The sequence below is a fragment of the Kitasatospora sp. NPDC086801 genome, assembly GCF_044745805.1.
Taxonomy (GTDB): Bacteria; Actinomycetota; Actinomycetes; order Streptomycetales; family Streptomycetaceae; genus Kitasatospora.
In genome coordinates this window covers 292843-308133 of sequence record NZ_JBIVAX010000006.1, presented here as the reverse complement: position 1 = coordinate 308133, position 15291 = coordinate 292843, and the positions used below count along the sequence as shown (strand labels likewise).

Genomic DNA, 15291 nt, shown 5'->3' with positions numbered 1-15291 from the left:
GGGGGGCCCCCCCCCCCCCCCCCCCCCCCCCCCCCGCCCGCCGCCGCCCCCCCCCCCCCCCCCCCCCCCCCCCCCCCCCCCCCCCCCCCCCCCCCGGGGGGGGGCCCCCCCCCCCCCCCCCCCCCCCCCCCCCCCCCCCGGCCCCGGGGGGGGGGGGGGGGGGGGGGGGGGGGGGGGGGCGCCCCCCCCCCCCCCCCCCCACCACCGGGCGGTCTCAGGAGGCCTTCAGCAGCGGCCAGTTCAGGCGCGGCCGGCCGTTCGATTACTGGAGCCCCCTAGCCAACCACCGTAGTGCCAGCGGCCGTCGAGCCCGAGCAGCAGCGCGCCGCCACCCGTCGCAAAGGTGAACCAGCCGACCCCGGAGGCGAGTTGCCGCTCCTGGTCGGCGGCGCCGGCGAAGCTCCGCACCCCGGTGTCCCCGCACGTCCCCCTCCTCACCGCGAGGCCCGGGCACCCTTCGGCGAGCGGGCTCGGACCTTCCGACACCCAGGAGAGCGACGGGGCCGGAGGGGAATAACGGAAACCTCTTGCGAAATTCGGCCGCCCGTACGCGGCGGGCCGGGTCGCGCGGAGCGGAGGACACCGGAGGACGGTCCGGGAACGGCCTGAGAACGGTCCGCGAACGTCCCAGGACGTGACGGTGCCGGGGAGCGCACTCGGGGGGTGTGCGCTCCCCGGCACCGGGGGTGGTGGCGGCCACCCGGCCGGAGTCCCGGGGCCTGGGCCACGACGGCCGTGACGGCCGTGACGGCCGTGACGGGAATGCTAGACCCGGCGCCGGGCCCTGGCCAGAGCCGTGAAGTGGCCAATTCCAGCCCAGGACATGCCAGCTGAGGCCGGTGCCCGATGCACCGCCAGCCTGCGGTCAGGCCGCCGCCCGCACCGGGGCCGGCTGCGCCGCCGCCCGCCCACCGGCGCAGCCGCCGTGCAGCCGGGCCAGCCCTGCGGCCAGGCCGGCCCGGTCCCCGGCGAGCCACAGGCGCAGCGCGACGGACAGCGCGGCGCTGGCCGGTCCGGTCGACGGGCCGCCGGTCCGCGCGATCCGCTCGCCCAGCAGCGGCAGCAGGTCCGCGATCGGGGCGGGCAGCCAGAGGGTCAGGGCGCAGGGGGCGGGGCGGGCCAGGACGCGCCGCAGCGGCAGCGTGGAGGCGTCGTCGTGCAGCGCGGGGATGACCTCCAGCAGACCGTCCACCACGACCTCGGAGACGTCCCCGCCGTGGCCGCGCGCGAGGGCCCGCAGCAGCGCGCGTTCGGCGGCGGTGATCCGGACGGTCAGCATGACCTCGTCGCAGTCCATGGTCCCGGTTCCCCTGTCGTGGAAGTCGTGGCGGTCGTGGAAGTCGTGGCGGTCGTGGCCAGCGGGGCCGGTGGGCCCGTCCCGGTGGTCCTCCTGCCCGTCAACGAGGCTCCGCTACCGGCGTTATCAGGCCGTAGTGGCCGTCGTAGCGGCGGTAGAGCACCCGGGCGCGGCCGTCGCCGGGGTCGGCGTAGCAGACGAACGGGCCGCCGGTCAGCCAGAGCCGTCGGGCCGCCTCGGTGAGGTCGAGCGGGCTCGCCGGGTCGGCGCCCGTGGACCCGCCCGTCCCGGGCGCACCGCTGAGCGGGCAGCGGTGGACCAGGGCGTCCCGGCCGGTCGCGGCGTCCGAGAAGAGGTGGAACGGCCGGTCCAGCGCGAGCAGTTCGCGGGTGGCCTGCTCGGGGGTGCGGCGGGCGAGGACGACCTCCTTGTGCCGGGCGATCCGCCGTTCGGCGAGCGGGCGGGCGGCGTACTGCGGGCGGTAGGCGCTCTCGTGGGCGGCGGCGAATCCGATGTCGCCCTGGTCGCGCAGCCGGGCGGCCCGGCCGGCGAGCGTGCCGAGGGCGAGGTCGACGGCCTCGCGGGCGGTGGCGGCGGCGAGTTGCACCCGGACCGGACCGGCGCCGGCCAGGTCGACGTCGGCCTGGGCGAGGGCGGGCCGGGTCATGGCCCGGTCGCGCGCGCGGGTGAGCCGGATGCGCAGCGCGCGGGTTCCGGGGCCGAGCCCGGCCACCGTGTCCAGTGCCTGCGCCCGGGCGTACTCGGCGTCCTCGCGCGACAGCTCACCGCGGATCTCCACCCGGACGTCGAGGGCGGGCCGGTGGCGCAGACTGGTCATCAGGGTCCTCCTTCTCCCGGACCATGCTGGCCCTCGGACGGCCGGGCGGCGAGGGTCCAAAGACCCTGCCCGAGGGGCCCGGCGCGGATCTTTCCGGCGGGGCCGTCACCGCAGGTCAGCGCCGCGTTCCGGGGCGGCCGAAGTCGGCCCGGATGATCGACCGTTGGAGTGATCCACCCGCGTTCGGCGCAACGCCCGTCGGACCGGCGCGTTTGCCATGACGTGCGCCCCTCCAGCCGGGGCACGCGCGGGATCCGCGCGGGCCGACCCCCCACCTCCCGGCCGGCCCGTCGGCGCCCCCGGTATCGTCCGCACCGGCTCCTCTGATGAGAGGTACTGACATGACCCTGCTAACCGAGACGCGGCAACGGGACGTCCCCCCGAGAACCGCACCGACCGCACCCCGCACGACCCGCACGTCCGTCCCCCCGCTCGCCCCCGGCGCGGTCCCCGGCCTCGGCCACGCGGCCGCCCTGCTGCGCGACCCGCTCGGCTTCCTCGGCTCGCTCTCCCGGCACGGCGGCGTCGTCCGGATCCGGCTCGGGCCGCGCACCGTCTGCGTGGTCACCGACGCCCCGCTCGTCCACACCCTGCTCGTCGCCCTCGCCTACGACTGCCCGCGCGGCGCCGTCCAGGACACCCTCAAGACGGCCTTCGGCGACGGCCTGCTGATGTCCGAGGGCCAGGCCCACCGCGACCGCCGCCGGATCATCCAACCCGCCTTCGGACCGGACCGGATGGCCGAGTACGTCGCCGTGATGCACCAGGTCACCGAGGAGCGGGCCGGGCGCTGGCACCCCGAGCAGGTCCTCGACGTGGCCAAGGAGATGAACCACCTCGCGCTGGAGATCGTCACCCGCTCGCTGTTCGACGCCCGGCTCAGCGAGGACGCCACCCTGGCCTTCCACCAGGCCCTGCCGGACATGGTGAAGGGCCAGATCGTCCAGTCCCTCTACCCGCACCCGGCGCTCGCCCGGCTGCCGCTGCCGGTCAACCGGCGCTTCGACGCCGCCGTCCGGGTGCTCAACCAGGTCGTCGACCAGGCCGTCAGGCCGACGGGCGCCCGCTCCGCCGAGCGGGGCGGCACCCTGCCCGCCCTGCTGCGCGCCGCCACCGACCCGGGCACCGGCCGCCCGCTCACCGAGGCGGACGTCCGGTCCGAGGCGATCACCATGTTCGGCGCCGGCACCGAGACCGTCTCCACCACGCTCACCTGGCTCCTCGACGAACTCCTGCGCCACCCCGAGGTGGAGGCCCGGCTGCTCGCCGAACTCGACGAGCACCTGCCCGCCGGCACCGTCCCCACCCCCGAGGCGCTGGCCAAGCTCACCTACACCCGCAGCGTCACCCAGGAGGTGGTGCGGCTGCACGCGCCCAACGCCTTCCTGATGCGCACCGCCCAGGTGCCGGTGGACCTCGGCCCGTACCGGATCCCGGCCGGCACCGAACTGCTCTACAGCCTCACCGCGCTGCACCGCGACCCGGACCGCTACCCGGACCCGCTGCGGTTCCGCCCGGAGCGCTGGCAGTCGGGCGGGGCCGGACGGCACTCCTTCCTCCCGTTCGGGGCCGGCAAGCACAAGTGCATCGGGGAGGCCTTCGCCTGGGCCGAGCTGACGGTCGCGGCGGCCGCGATCCTGCGCCGCTGGCGGCCGGTGGCCGTCTCCGGCACCCGGGCCCGGGAGGTGGTGTGGACGACGGTCCAGGCACACGGGCTGCGCGTCCGGCTGACCCCGCGCGGCGCCCGGGTCCCCCGCCCGGACACCCCGCCGGACGACCGGGTGGGCGTCGAAGCGCCGCCGGCGGCCCGCTGCCCGGTGAGCATCCCCGCCCGGGCCCCCGCCGCCCAGCCCCAACTCCCGCACCGGTCCGGCGAACTGCGCACCGCCGCAGCCCGGCACGCCGCCTGGGTGGTCGGCCGCAACCTCCTCACCCCGCCCGAGATGACCCGCTACGGGGCCTACGCCCTGCACGAGTTGATCGGCCACGCCTTCCCCCGCACCCACGGCGCCAACCTCGACCTGCTGGTGGACATGCTGGGCTGGTTCACCATCCTCGACGACCGCTTCGACGGCCCGCCCGGGCGCCGCCCCGCCGAGGCCCGCGCCGTCGTCGACCCGCTCATCGACGTCCTGCACCGCACCGGGGCCGACCGGACGGCCGCCTCCGCCCCGGTCCTCTCCGACCCGGCACCACGCTCGGGCGACCACCTGCTCCGCGCCTGGCACGACCTGTGGAGCCGGCAGGCACAGGGCATGTCGCCCAGCTGGCGCGCCCGGGCCGCCCGCGAGTGGCAGGCCTGTCTGGAGACCTTCCCCGCCGAGGCCGAACACCGCGCCCGCGGCACCGTCCCCGTCCTCGGCCTGCCCGAGACCATGCGGCTGCGCCGCCACGGCAGCTGCCTCTACCCGTTCATGAACATACTGGAACGGGTCCACGGCGCCGACGCCCCCGCCGCACTCCACGCGGAGCCCGCACTGCACCGGCTGCGCGCCAACACCGCCGACGCCGCCACGCTGATCAACGACCTGTACTCACTGGAGCGGGAGGAACGCCAGAGCGCGGCCGCCTTCAACACCGTCCTCACCCTGCAGCGGATCCGCGGCTGCACCCGCAGCCGGGCCGTCGGCGCCGTCCGCGCCCGGGTCGCCCGGCTGCGGCGGGAGAACGACGCCCTGCGCAGCGACCTGCGCCGCCGCCACCCGGCCGGGCGCTGGTACCTGGACGGCACCCGGGAGCTCATCGAGGGCGTCCAGGCCTGGACCAGCACCAGCGACCGGTACCTCGTGGCGGACGGTCCTCGCCCCTAGTCCGTGTCCGGCCGATCTTGCCGGGCCCGCGACGCTCCCCCGGCCCGGCGGCCGGGAGGTGCCCCCAGGCATCCCGGCCGAAGGCTGGGGGAGCCGCGGGCTGATCCGCCGAGATCGGCCGGACAGGACCTAGCTAGGAGGTGCCTACTTGCGCCCGCCGAGCGCGAACAGCAGCAGCACGAAGCCGGCGAACAGGTGCGTGGCGAAGATGTAGATACCGGCCCGGACGAGCATGGCCTTGCGCCGGCGCTGCTCCTCGCGCGTGCCGTCGCTCGTGCTCTCGCTCATGGCGGGGGTTCTCCTCGGGTCGGCCGGCCGGACCGGGCGCGGGTTCAACGGGCTTGACGGCCCGGGGGCCTCGACGGGCTCAACGGTGCGGCCGGCCGCCGGGCGCGCGCAGTTCGGTGAGCAGCGCGCCCTGGTCGGTGATCAGTTCGGTCAGGATCCGGCGCGCGGCACGCAGCAGCTCCGCCACGTCCGGGGTGCTGAGCGCGTACACCACGGTGTTGCCCTCGCGGGTGGCCGCGACCAGCTGGGTGCGGCGCAGCACCGCGAGCTGCTGGGAGAGGTTGGAGGGCTCGACCTCGATCTCGGCCAGCAGCTCGCGCACCGGCCGGGGCCCGTCCTGGAGCAGTTCCAGCACCCGGATCCGGACCGGGTGGCCGAGGGTGCGGAAGAACTCCGCCTTGGCCTGGTACAGCGGGACCGGCATCGTCCGCGTCCCTCCCTCGGGTACGGTTCGGTGGGCGTGCGGCCGCGTCCTCACCGGCGGCCGGCAAGCATCATCGCGACAGATGAAGATTTCTTCAAGTCGTCATGGCGAGCGCCCGGGCGGCCATCCCGGCGGGCACCCGGCGCACCCGACCCGCCGGGGCCGTCTCCGGGTGGTCCACGTCACATCCGGAGGGCGCGCGGGAACGCCGGAAGCCGAGCCCGGGACGCTGCCAACTCCCGGACTCGGCCGTCATGGTGACGTCCCGTTAGCAGACTACAGGCACGTCCACCGTGACCGGGGCCGGACCCCGCGAGATCGACTCGACACTGAAGGAGGCGTGGACGGTCGAACCGCACGGCACGGTGGCGCTGATGCCCTCGACCCGCACGGTGCTGACCGTGAACACGGCGCGCCCGCTCACCGCGCCGAGCGACGCTCCGCCGGTCACGTCGGCCGACAGGTGGGTCAGCAGATCCTGCGGGTTCGGCGGCCACGGGGTGCCCGGGGAGGGCGGGCCGGCCAGGCCGATCTGCCCGTACAGCACGACGCTGCCGCCGGTGACCTCGGCGCAGACCTTGGTCGACAGTCCGGCCTGCAGGCCGTTGTAGCCGCAGGTCGTGACCGTCGCGGCATCGGCGGTGACGCCCGTCGACGCGGCGAGCGCCGGCACCGGCGCCGCCAGCAGGGCGGCGGCACCGGCCGCGCCCGCCGCGATCCGCATGATGCGGTTCATTGGACTTCTCCTTCGGAGGGTGTGAGGAACGATCTGGACAGGTGAGGTGGCACATATGACATTGCACAGGTGCCACGACGAAACTTTGCCATGCGATTCCCAAGGTATGGCCCAGGTTCGGCCTTGGAACTGTAGAGCAGACCGAAATCAGACCTTCGATGGCGCAATCACGCCCCGGAGGGTCAGGTTCCTTGCACCGACCGTAGCCGGGCCCCGGTCGCGGCCCGGGGGGCCTCCGTGCTCACGGGCCGCCCTCCACCGGTCCGCCACCGGCCGCGCCGTCGGGCCGCCCCCGGCTCAGTCCAGTGCGGCCCGCAGGGCGTCGACCCGGGTCACGGCGGCCGTGAAGGCGGCGCGGTCGAGGCGGCCGGAGTCCAGGGCGTCGGCGAGGGCCGTGGTGGCGTCCTCGGCCTGCTGCGGGTCGCGGGCGGAACAGAGGATCAGGTCCATCCCGGCCTCGGCGGCGGCCACCGCGCGGTCGCCGGCGTCGCCGTACGGGGCGAGGGCCTCGGCCTCCAGGGCGTCGGTGACGGTGACGCCCCGGAAGCCCAGGCGGCCGCGCAGCTCGCCCTGGACCACGGCGCGCGACAGCCCGGCCGGGCGGTCCGGGTCGAGCGCCGGGTAGACCGCCCAGGAGGCCATCACCAGCCGGACGCCCGCCGCGATGGCCGCCCGATAGGGCTCCTCGCCACGGGTGCGCAGCTCGTCCAACGGCACGGAGAGGGTGACCGGGCGGTCATCGGTGTTCTCGCCGTCGGCGGCCGAGCCCAGCCCGGGAAAGTGCTTGGCGGTGGCGGCGACGCCCAGGCCCTGCTGGGCGGCGAGGAAGGCGCTGCCCAACTCGCCGACCCGGGAGGGGTCCTGGCCGTAGGAGCGCTCGTAGCGGTCGATGAAGTTGCCCGGGGTGTCGTACACGTCCAGCACCGGCGCAAGGTTCACGTTGAGCCCCGCGTCCGCGAGCGCCCCGGCCGCGCTGGCGCCGGCACGGCCCGCCGCGCCGAGCGGGTCGGGCTGCGATCCCGTCCGGCGGGCGGAGAGTTCGGGCGCGCCGGGCAGGCGGCGCACCTTGCCGCCCTCCTGGTCGGTCATCAGCAGCAGCCCCCCGGGCACCGGCGACTGCGCCGCCGCCTGCCGCAACTGACCTACGGCCTCGTCGAGTTGATCCGGGCTCGTGACGTTCTCGGCGAACAGGATGACCCCGGCCGCCCGGCCCGCCCGGATCGTCTCCAGCACGCCCGGCGGCGGTGTCGGACCGGCGTAGGAGAGCACGATCCGGCGCCCCGCGAGCTGCCGCGCATCCTGATCGGCCATCGCCATCGCCGCCGCCCCCTCCCCCGGGGCGCTGCCCCGACCCGGTATCGACTCCGGTATCGACTCCGGCGCGGACGTCGGTGCGGACGTCGGTGCGGACGTCGGTGCGGACGTCGACACCGACGCCGAGCCGGCCGGAACCGGCCCGAGCGTGGCCGCCAACACCACCAGCATCGCCCCGAACTGGACGGTGCGCCGAAGCACGGCCATCACGCCTCCCTGAAGTCGGCAGCGGGACACGGCCCGTCAACGCAGCCGAGCCCGTCGCCACCCTAGCCCGGGCCCCGGAAGAGCACACCCGCGCCCGCGCGGACGGGGGACGTTCCACTCCGCCTTCTTCAAGGCGGTGGCGGTCGACCCGTAGGGCCGGTCGGGCGAGGAGGTCCGTCCGTTCCCCTCCCGCTCACTCCGGGCTGTCGCCGAGGGCCGCCAGGAGGGTGCGCATGGCGTCGACCAGGACGGCGGTCCGGGTCTCGTCGAGGCCGGCGAGGAGGACGCGTTCGGTGGCGAGGTGATCGGGGAGGGCGCGGTCGATCAGGGCGTGGCCTTCGGGGGTGAGGCCGACCACGCGGCTGCGGCCGTCCTGCTCGCTCTGGGTGCGGGTGACCAGGCCGCGGGCCTCCAGCCGGTCGAGACGCTGGGTGATGGCGCCGGAGGTGACCATGGCGGACTGCATCAGTCCGGTGGGGGTGAGGCGGTAGGGCGGGCCACTGCGCTTGAGGGTGGCGAGGACATCGAAGGAGGCGGCGTCCAGGCCGTGTTCGCCGAACGTCCGGTTGAGCTCCGTGTCCACCAGGCGGTAGAGGCGCTTGAGCCGGCCGATCACCTCCATCGGGGAGGTGTCCAGGTCGGGGCGCTCGGCGGCCCATTGCGCGACTACTCGGTCCACATGATCTGCCACAGGTTCAGGGTAGGGGATTCCGTCGAAATTCCTTAGCGATGAGGTAACTGTGAGCCACGTCACCCTATCAGAGTGCCGAGATATGCCTTAGCGCTGAGATACATTGGCTTAGTGCTAAGAAATCGCCTCGGAATCGTGCTGGTGACGGCGATAGCCCCCGCCGTCTGGGGGTCGACGTACATCGTCACCACCGAACTGCTCCCGCCCCACCGCCCGCTCCTCGCGGCCGTCCTCCGGGCCCTGCCCGCGGGACTGCTGCTGATAGCCGTCACCCGCCGCCTGCCGAAGGGCAGCTGGTGGTGGCGCTCGCTGGTCCTCGGCGCGCTGAACATCGGCGCCTTCCTCGCCCTGCTCTTCATCGCCGCCTACCGACTCCCCGGCGGGGTCGCCGCCACCGTCGGCGCCGTCCAGCCGCTGATCACCGCCGGACTCTCGGCCGCGCTGCTCGGCGACCGGCTCACCCCGCGGACGGTGCTCTGCGGCATCGCGGGCATCGCGGGCGTCAGCGTGCTGGTCCTGCGGGCCGGCGCCCACTTGGACGCGATCGGCGTGGCCGCCGCACTCGCCGGCGCGGTCGTCATGGCCACCGGCGTGGTCCTCTCCAAGCGCTGGACCTCCCCCGCCCCGCTGCTCGCCACCACCGGCTGGCAGCTCACCGCCGGCGGACTGCTGCTGGTGCCGGTCGCGCTGTTCGTCGAGGGCGCCCCGCCGTCCCACCTCACCGTCGGCAACCTGCTCGGCTACGGCTACCTCAGCCTGATCGGCGCGGCGCTCACGTACGCGCTCTGGTTCCGCGGGATCCGGGCGCTGCCGCCGACCTCGGTCTCCTTCCTCTCGCTGCTCAGCCCGGTGGTGGCCACCGCGATCGGCTGGCTGGCCCTCGGGCAGGGCCTCAGCCCGCTCCAGGCGCTCGGGGCGGTGATCGTCCTCGGCTCGCTGATCGCGGCCCAGACCCGGCGGCGCCCCAGCACCACCGCACCCACCGCACCCACCGCGCAGGCCGCTCAGGCCACCCCGGCCGCCGCGCCATCCGTCCGCGAGAGCGCCTGACCCCGTCCCGCTCCCGCCGAAGGCCCTTCCGTCATCCCCGTCCAGCAGTCACTGGCACCCACCGCACCAGGAGAACCTTCATGCACATCACCGTGTTCGGCGCCACCGGCAACGTCGGCAGCCGGGTGGTGACCGAGGCGCTCGCCCGCGACCACCGGGTCACCGCCGTCCTGCGCGACCCCGCCAAGCCGCACGGCCTGCCGCCCGCCGTCACCCTCGGTGTCGGCGACGCCCGCAACCCCGTGGACGTCGCCCGCCTCGCCGCCGGGCAGGACCTGGTGATCACCACCACCCGCCCGGCGCCCGGCAGCGAGCGCGAACTGTCCGCCGCCACCCGGGGCCTGCTGGCCGGCCTCGCCGGAACGGGCGTGCGCCTGATGGCCGTCGGCGGTGCGGGCAGCCTCACCCTGCCCGACCGCGGCGGGATCGCCCTCGTCGACGACCCCGGCTTCCCCGCCGAACTCCTGCCGATCGCCCGGGCCTGCCGCGAGCAGCTCGACCTCTACCGCGCCGACGCGCACGTCGACTGGACCTACCTGAGCCCCGCCGCCCTGCTCGAACCCGGCGAGCGCACCGGCCGCTTCCGGCTCGGACGGGACGAACTGCTCGTCGACGCCGACGGCACCTCGGCGATCTCCATGGAGGACCTCGCCGTCGCCCTGCTCGACGAGGCCGAGCAGCCCGTGCACCGCCGCACCCGCTTCACGGCCGCCTACTGACCTGGGGCAATCCTCCGTGTCCGGGGTGTACCCAGCACCACCCCGGACACGGAACCCCGCATGATCGACCGTCAGAGCGCGCTCGGACAGGATCGTTCCCGTGAACACCAACGCATCGAACACCGCCGCATCGAACACCGCCGCCTCGAACGCCGTGACGACGACCGCCACCGCCACCGCCTCCCGCACCCGGCGCGCCGCCGTGGCCGTCGCCGCCGCCGTCCTGGCCGGCCTCGCCGTGCCGACCACCGCCAGCGCCGCCCCGGACGCCGGCCGGAACCCGGGCGACGCCGAGGTCGCGCCGGCCCGCTACACCCACCAGACCCTCGCCTGGCAGCCCTGCGCCAAGCAGCCGGCGCTGGACTGCGCCACCATGACCGCCCCGCGCGACTGGCACCACGCCGATGCCGGGGCCGACGTGACGATCGCGGTCTCCCGGCACCGCGCCGGCGACCCGGCCAAGCGCAAGGGCACGCTGCTGATGGCCGCCGGCGGCCCCGGCGCGTCGGGCCTGCTACGCCCGGCGGGCCTGGCCACGGCGGCCCCGGCCGTCGGCGCGGCGTACGACATCGTGGGCTTCGACCAGCGCGGGGTCGGCGAGAGCACCCGGGCCGTGTGCCAGACGCCGGAGGAGTTCCAGGACTTCCTGGCCGGCGACTTCCGCGACCAGTCCCCGGCGGCGATCGACCGGGTGGTCGCCAACTCCAAGAAACTGGCCGCCAGTTGCCAGGAGCGCACGGGCGACCTGCTGCCCTACCTGAACACCGAGCAGACCGCCCACGACATCGACCTGTTCCGCGGCCTGCTCGGCGAGCAGAAGCTCAGCTACTTCGGTCCGTCCTACGCCTCGATGATCGGGGCCTACTACGGGACGCTCTTCCCGCACCGGGTCGAGCGGATGATCCTGGACAGCAACATCGGCTTCGACGACACCTGGCAGAAGTTCGAACTGGGCCAGCCGATGAGCTTCCAGCGCCGCTTCGACGAGGACTTCGTGCCGTGGCTGGCGGCCCGCGACGCCACCTACCACTGGGGCTCGACCCCCGAGGAGGTGCAGGCGCACTGGGAGCAGCGGCGCGCCGCGCTGCACGACCAGCCCATCACCGACGGGTCGCTGACGATCGGCCCGAACCAGCTGGACAACGGCGCGATCAGCGCGATCTACGAGAAGGCCACCTTCCCCTTCCTGGCCCAGGCCCTGACCGCCGTCGACGACTGGCAGGGGGCCGACCCGGCGGCGAAGACGATGGCCGGGCGGCTGTTCGGCCAGTACCTCAGCCCGGAGTTCCTCGCCGAGTTCTTCTCGGTGACCTGCAACGACACCCCGTGGACCAAGGACATGGACAGCTGGGTCCAGCACGGTGCGGAGAACGCCGCGCGCTATCCGCTGGCGGGCGCGCGCACGCTGGCCTTCGGCGCGGTCTGCGCGGCCTGGCCGACCGCGCCCGCCCCCAAGGTCAAGGTGACCGGCGCCCACCTGCCGACGGTGCTGATGCTCAACTCGGTGCACGACCCGGCGACGTACTACGAGGCCGCGCTCGGCGCGCACCGCGCGCTGCGCGGCTCCAAGCTGGTCACCGTCACCGGCAGCGGCGACCACGGCCAGTACCCCACCGCCAACTCCTGCGTCACGAACGCCGTCGAGAGCTACCTGCTGGACGACCGCGCCCCCGAGCACGACCTCGTCTGCCCCACCCCGCAGGCGGGTTGAGCGCCCGGCCCCTCGACCGCGGCCGCCGGAGCGCCCGCCGGGTGACGTGGAACGGGGCGAGGTCGCCGCACACCGGATCGCGGCCGCCCAACCGTCCGAGGCCCAGGCCTCGCTGGCGAACGGCCAGGAGCTGGCCTTCGGTGACCTGCTGGTCAGTTCGGCCGGGCCGCGCACGGCGAAGCGCGGTCTCGTGCCCTGGCCCGACATCAAGTCCATCAGAGCGGTCAACGGCTACCCGGTGGTCAAGAAGGACGGCAAGTTCCTCGCGCTGTCGAACACCGCGGTCAGCCGGATCCCGAACTACGCGCTCCTGATGATGCTGCTGGGCCGTTCCGGGTGACTCGCCCGCGGTGCCGGTCAGGCCCGCAGCCGCGACCGGAGCCAGGCGAAGGCGGCGGCGAGCCCGGCGAAGCCGCCGACGGCGAGCTTGATGCCGCCCTTGGCGACGATCCAGCCGATCCAGGGGACGCTCCAGCCCAGCCAGTGGAAGACGGCCAGCAGTACGGCGGCGCCGCAGAGGGCGGCGAGCACCGTCACGGCGACGGCGGTGGCCCGCGAGAGCTCTCGCGGGCCGTCGTCCGTCGCGTCCTGCGCCTGGTCGTCCGTCAGCTGGTTCGTGTCCCCATCGCCCATGGGGACGAGCTTACGGACTCCTCAGCGGCGGGCGCGATGGGTGTCGCCGAGGTGCTCGCCGGTCTCGTCATCGGGGAAGCTGACGGCGAGGGTGACGCGGTACTCGTCCACGTCCTCGCGGTGCCCGGGCACCCGGGCCCAGGCGAGCGAGTGCACCTCGGCCTCGGGGGCCTGCCGGCACCAGGCGGCGGCCTCCTCCAGGACGCGGGCGGCCGAACGCCCGGTGCACACCACGGCGGTGTACGCGGCGACGGCGAGGTCCCCGCCGCTGCGGGCGATCCGCGAGACCGCCCGGACGGCGGCCGCGGCCTGGGTCAGGTCGCGGGCCAGGTCGTCGACCACCCGAGGGGGTGCCGGGAGGACGGCCGCTCCCTCGGCGACGGTCTCGGGCAGGTTCGCGCTCACGGTCCGGGCCTCCATCCGCATGGTCACGGGGCACAGCATGACGGCCGGAGATTCCTGGCATGCCCACTTTCACCAGAACGTCACCCGTCCAGGGGCGAGTTGGGGCCGCCCCCTGGCGTCCGCACGCCCGCCCTGGTAGGGGGAGGCCAGCCGGGCGACGGACATTCGCGCAGGTCAGGAGGGTCGGCACCGGGCGCCGCCGGGGAGCCCGGAACGACGCGCACGCACCACCCCCGTGCCCCGGACCGCCGGTCCGGGCCCCCGGCCGCGCCGGCCCACCACCGGTACGCCATCGGTCAACTCCCGTGGCGGAAAAGGGAGATAGCTCCGGGGGCCAGCCCGCAGCATCCCTCCGGCACCGCGCCCACTGCCGCCACCGGGCCGGCGGACGGAACCTGTGGGGGCGCGCGCACGCCAACTCGCCTACCCGGCATGGCCGTCGGCTCGCCCGGCTGCGACGCGGCCCGGGTCCTGACCCGAACCCGAGCGGCAGCTCCCCCGCCCCTGGTGACGTGCGGCATTCGACGCCGGTGCGGGGCCGGGGCAACCTCCGGCCACCCCTGGCTCGTCAGATCATCGTGATACTAATCGTTGCGACGGTGGGAGCCACCGGTCGGCGGCAGGCACGATGACGACGGTTCATCCGTTCCGGCAGGGTCGGGACGGCTACGGGGAGGGGCACGGTATGACGGCGAGGTTCGGCAAGCTGCAGGGCGGGCGCGGGCTACGGCTCGGCAAGCGGGTCACGGGGACGGCTGCGGCCTTCACCGCGCTCGCCGCACTGACCGGCTCCCAGGTGACGGGCTTCGGGCTCGCCCCGGTCGCGGCCGCCGACGCGGTGACGGCACCGGACGCCTCCTACCAGCCCGGCTCACCGGCCGGCGGCGGCCCGACCACCGGAGCCGGCGGCACCTTCGGCACCGGCGTCCCGGCCGACGGCGGCGGCACCGTCCAACTCCCGCAGCCGCCCGGCACGGTGCCCGGCGCGCCCACCGCCGGCCCCTTCGCCGCCACCGGCCCGGCCCTGCCCACGACCGTGCTCGCCGCCTACCGCCAGGCCGAGGCCTCGATCGCGCAGCGCTCGCCCGGCTGCCACCTGCCGTGGCAACTGCTGGCCGCGATCGGCCAGGTCGAGTCCGGCCAGGCCAACGGCGGCCAGGTGGACGCGGCGGGGACGACCCTCACCCCGATCCTCGGTCCGGCGCTGGACGGCAACGGCTTCGCCGCGATACCCGACACCGACGGCGGGCGCTACGACGGCGACGCGCGCTGGGACCGCGCCGTCGGGCCGATGCAGTTCATCCCCTCCACCTGGGCGGCCTGGGGCGCGGACGCCAACGGCGACGGCAAGGCCGACCCGAACAACATCTTCGACGCCGCCGAGACCGCCGCCCGCTACCTGTGCGCGGGCGGGCGCGACCTCTCCGACCCGGCACAGCTCGACCGGGCGATCCTCAGCTACAACAACTCGGGCGAGTACCTGCGGACGGTCCGCAACTGGATGGCCCACTACGGCAGCGGCACCGTCACCACCGTGCCGAACCGCCCGGCCTCCTCGACCCCGCCGGCCTCGCTGCCCTCCCCGCTCCTGCCGCTGCTGCCCCCGACCGGGACGACGCCGGGCGCCACCACCGGTACGCCGAGCACCCCCGCGACCACCCCGACCCCGGACGGGCAGCCCTCGCCGAGTGCGCAGCCGACCTCGCCGGCCCCGACGCAGTCGCCCTCCGCGCAGCCGACGACCGACCCGAGCACCACCCCGACGGGCACGCCCAGCAGCACGCCGCCGTCGACCGCGCCGGCCACGCCGTCCGGCACGCCGTCGACCACTCCGTCGGGCACCCCCTCCGGTACCCCGTCCTCGACGGCCACCCCGACCGGCACCCCCACCACGACGCCGACCGGAACGCCCACCGACTGCCCGAGCCCGACGGCCACGACCACCCCGACGGGCAGCCCGTCCCCGACGGCCACCCCGACCGGCACGCCGTCCGGCACCCCGGCCGCCCCCGGGTGCGCCACGGCGACGCCGACCCCCGGCGGCACTCCCACCCCGGGCGGCACCCCCTCCTCCGCCGCCCCGAGCACGACCCCCAGCGCGGGCCTCTCCCCCTCGGCCGCCCCGCCGACCCGCTGACACCGCCCCATCCGCCGACGGCCCGCACCCC

16 protein-coding genes are annotated in these 15291 nt (G+C 75.5%); 6 read left to right on the top strand and 10 right to left on the bottom strand.

Features of this window, described 5'->3' with window-relative positions; all coding sequences use genetic code 11:
• Positions 1 to 240 precede the first annotated feature (240 nt).
• From ACIPLC_RS11200 to ACIPLC_RS11190, 3 genes are all read right to left on the bottom strand, one after another.
• Positions 241 to 408, bottom strand: a complete 168-nt coding sequence (locus ACIPLC_RS11200; RefSeq protein WP_400472685.1) for a hypothetical protein — start codon at positions 406 to 408, stop codon at positions 241 to 243.
• Between the two features lie 457 nt (positions 409 to 865).
• Entirely contained in the window at positions 866 to 1297 is a 432-nt protein-coding gene (locus ACIPLC_RS11195) for a hypothetical protein (protein ID WP_400472684.1), read from the bottom strand.
• A 100-nt stretch (positions 1298 to 1397) separates the two neighbouring features.
• Positions 1398 to 2135 carry a sigma 54 modulation/S30EA ribosomal C-terminal domain-containing protein gene (locus ACIPLC_RS11190; RefSeq protein ID WP_400472683.1) on the bottom strand — a complete coding sequence of 246 codons (738 nt, stop codon included), beginning with the start codon at positions 2133 to 2135 and terminating at the stop codon, positions 1398 to 1400.
• A gap of 341 nt (positions 2136 to 2476) precedes the next feature.
• On the opposite strand from ACIPLC_RS11190, the gene ACIPLC_RS11185 reads away from it, so the two are divergent.
• The gene (locus tag ACIPLC_RS11185; RefSeq protein ID WP_400472682.1) at positions 2477 to 4945 is read left to right on the top strand and encodes a cytochrome P450; all 2469 of its coding nucleotides are present in this window, start codon (positions 2477 to 2479) and stop codon (positions 4943 to 4945) included.
• A gap of 144 nt (positions 4946 to 5089) precedes the next feature.
• On the opposite strand, the gene ACIPLC_RS11180 is transcribed toward ACIPLC_RS11185, so the two are convergent.
• The 5 genes from ACIPLC_RS11180 to ACIPLC_RS11160 all read right to left on the bottom strand — a co-directional run bounded on the left by ACIPLC_RS11180 (position 5090) and on the right by ACIPLC_RS11160 (position 8605).
• On the bottom strand, positions 5090 to 5233 hold the full coding sequence (locus ACIPLC_RS11180) for a DUF6126 family protein (protein ID WP_400472681.1): 144 nt from the start codon (positions 5231 to 5233) through the stop codon (positions 5090 to 5092).
• A 79-nt stretch (positions 5234 to 5312) separates the two neighbouring features.
• Positions 5313 to 5657, bottom strand: coding sequence for an ArsR/SmtB family transcription factor (locus ACIPLC_RS11175; RefSeq protein ID WP_400472680.1), 345 nt, complete (start codon positions 5655 to 5657; stop codon positions 5313 to 5315).
• A gap of 268 nt (positions 5658 to 5925) precedes the next feature.
• The gene (locus ACIPLC_RS11170) at positions 5926 to 6393 is read right to left on the bottom strand and encodes a hypothetical protein (protein ID WP_400472679.1); all 468 of its coding nucleotides are present in this window, start codon (positions 6391 to 6393) and stop codon (positions 5926 to 5928) included.
• 297 nt (positions 6394 to 6690) lie between these two features.
• Positions 6691 to 7914: a glycoside hydrolase family 3 N-terminal domain-containing protein gene (locus tag ACIPLC_RS11165; protein WP_400472678.1), complete on the bottom strand. Its 1224-nt coding sequence runs from the start codon at positions 7912 to 7914 to the stop codon at positions 6691 to 6693.
• Positions 7915 to 8107: 193 nt separating this feature from the next.
• Positions 8108 to 8605 (bottom strand): MarR family winged helix-turn-helix transcriptional regulator, encoded by a 498-nt coding sequence (locus ACIPLC_RS11160; protein WP_400472677.1) that lies wholly within the window; start codon positions 8603 to 8605, stop codon positions 8108 to 8110.
• Between the two features lie 111 nt (positions 8606 to 8716).
• Here ACIPLC_RS11160 and ACIPLC_RS11155 point away from each other — a divergent pair, with 111 nt between their 5' ends.
• From ACIPLC_RS11155 to ACIPLC_RS11140, 4 genes are all read left to right on the top strand, one after another.
• Positions 8717 to 9655 carry an EamA family transporter gene (locus ACIPLC_RS11155; RefSeq protein ID WP_400472676.1) on the top strand — a complete coding sequence of 313 codons (939 nt, stop codon included), beginning with the start codon at positions 8717 to 8719 and terminating at the stop codon, positions 9653 to 9655.
• Positions 9656 to 9735: 80 nt separating this feature from the next.
• Positions 9736 to 10374 carry an NAD(P)-dependent oxidoreductase gene (locus tag ACIPLC_RS11150; protein WP_400472675.1) on the top strand — a complete coding sequence of 213 codons (639 nt, stop codon included), beginning with the start codon at positions 9736 to 9738 and terminating at the stop codon, positions 10372 to 10374.
• A gap of 100 nt (positions 10375 to 10474) precedes the next feature.
• Positions 10475 to 12085, top strand: coding sequence for an alpha/beta hydrolase (locus ACIPLC_RS11145; RefSeq protein ID WP_400472674.1), 1611 nt, complete (start codon positions 10475 to 10477; stop codon positions 12083 to 12085).
• Positions 12086 to 12131: 46 nt separating this feature from the next.
• Entirely contained in the window at positions 12132 to 12425 is a 294-nt protein-coding gene (locus ACIPLC_RS11140) for a DUF6585 family protein (protein ID WP_400472673.1), read from the top strand.
• A gap of 17 nt (positions 12426 to 12442) precedes the next feature.
• Here the strand turns inward: ACIPLC_RS11140 and ACIPLC_RS11135 are convergent, their stop codons facing one another.
• Positions 12443 to 12718, bottom strand: a complete 276-nt coding sequence (locus tag ACIPLC_RS11135; RefSeq protein ID WP_400472672.1) for a hypothetical protein — start codon at positions 12716 to 12718, stop codon at positions 12443 to 12445.
• A 21-nt stretch (positions 12719 to 12739) separates the two neighbouring features.
• Positions 12740 to 13123 (bottom strand): hypothetical protein, encoded by a 384-nt coding sequence (locus tag ACIPLC_RS11130; protein ID WP_400472671.1) that lies wholly within the window; start codon positions 13121 to 13123, stop codon positions 12740 to 12742.
• Positions 13124 to 13808: 685 nt separating this feature from the next.
• Here ACIPLC_RS11130 and ACIPLC_RS11125 point away from each other — a divergent pair.
• Complete coding sequence (locus tag ACIPLC_RS11125) at positions 13809 to 15260, top strand: lytic transglycosylase domain-containing protein (protein WP_400472670.1); 1452 nt, start codon at positions 13809 to 13811, stop codon at positions 15258 to 15260.
• Positions 15261 to 15291 lie beyond the last annotated feature (31 nt).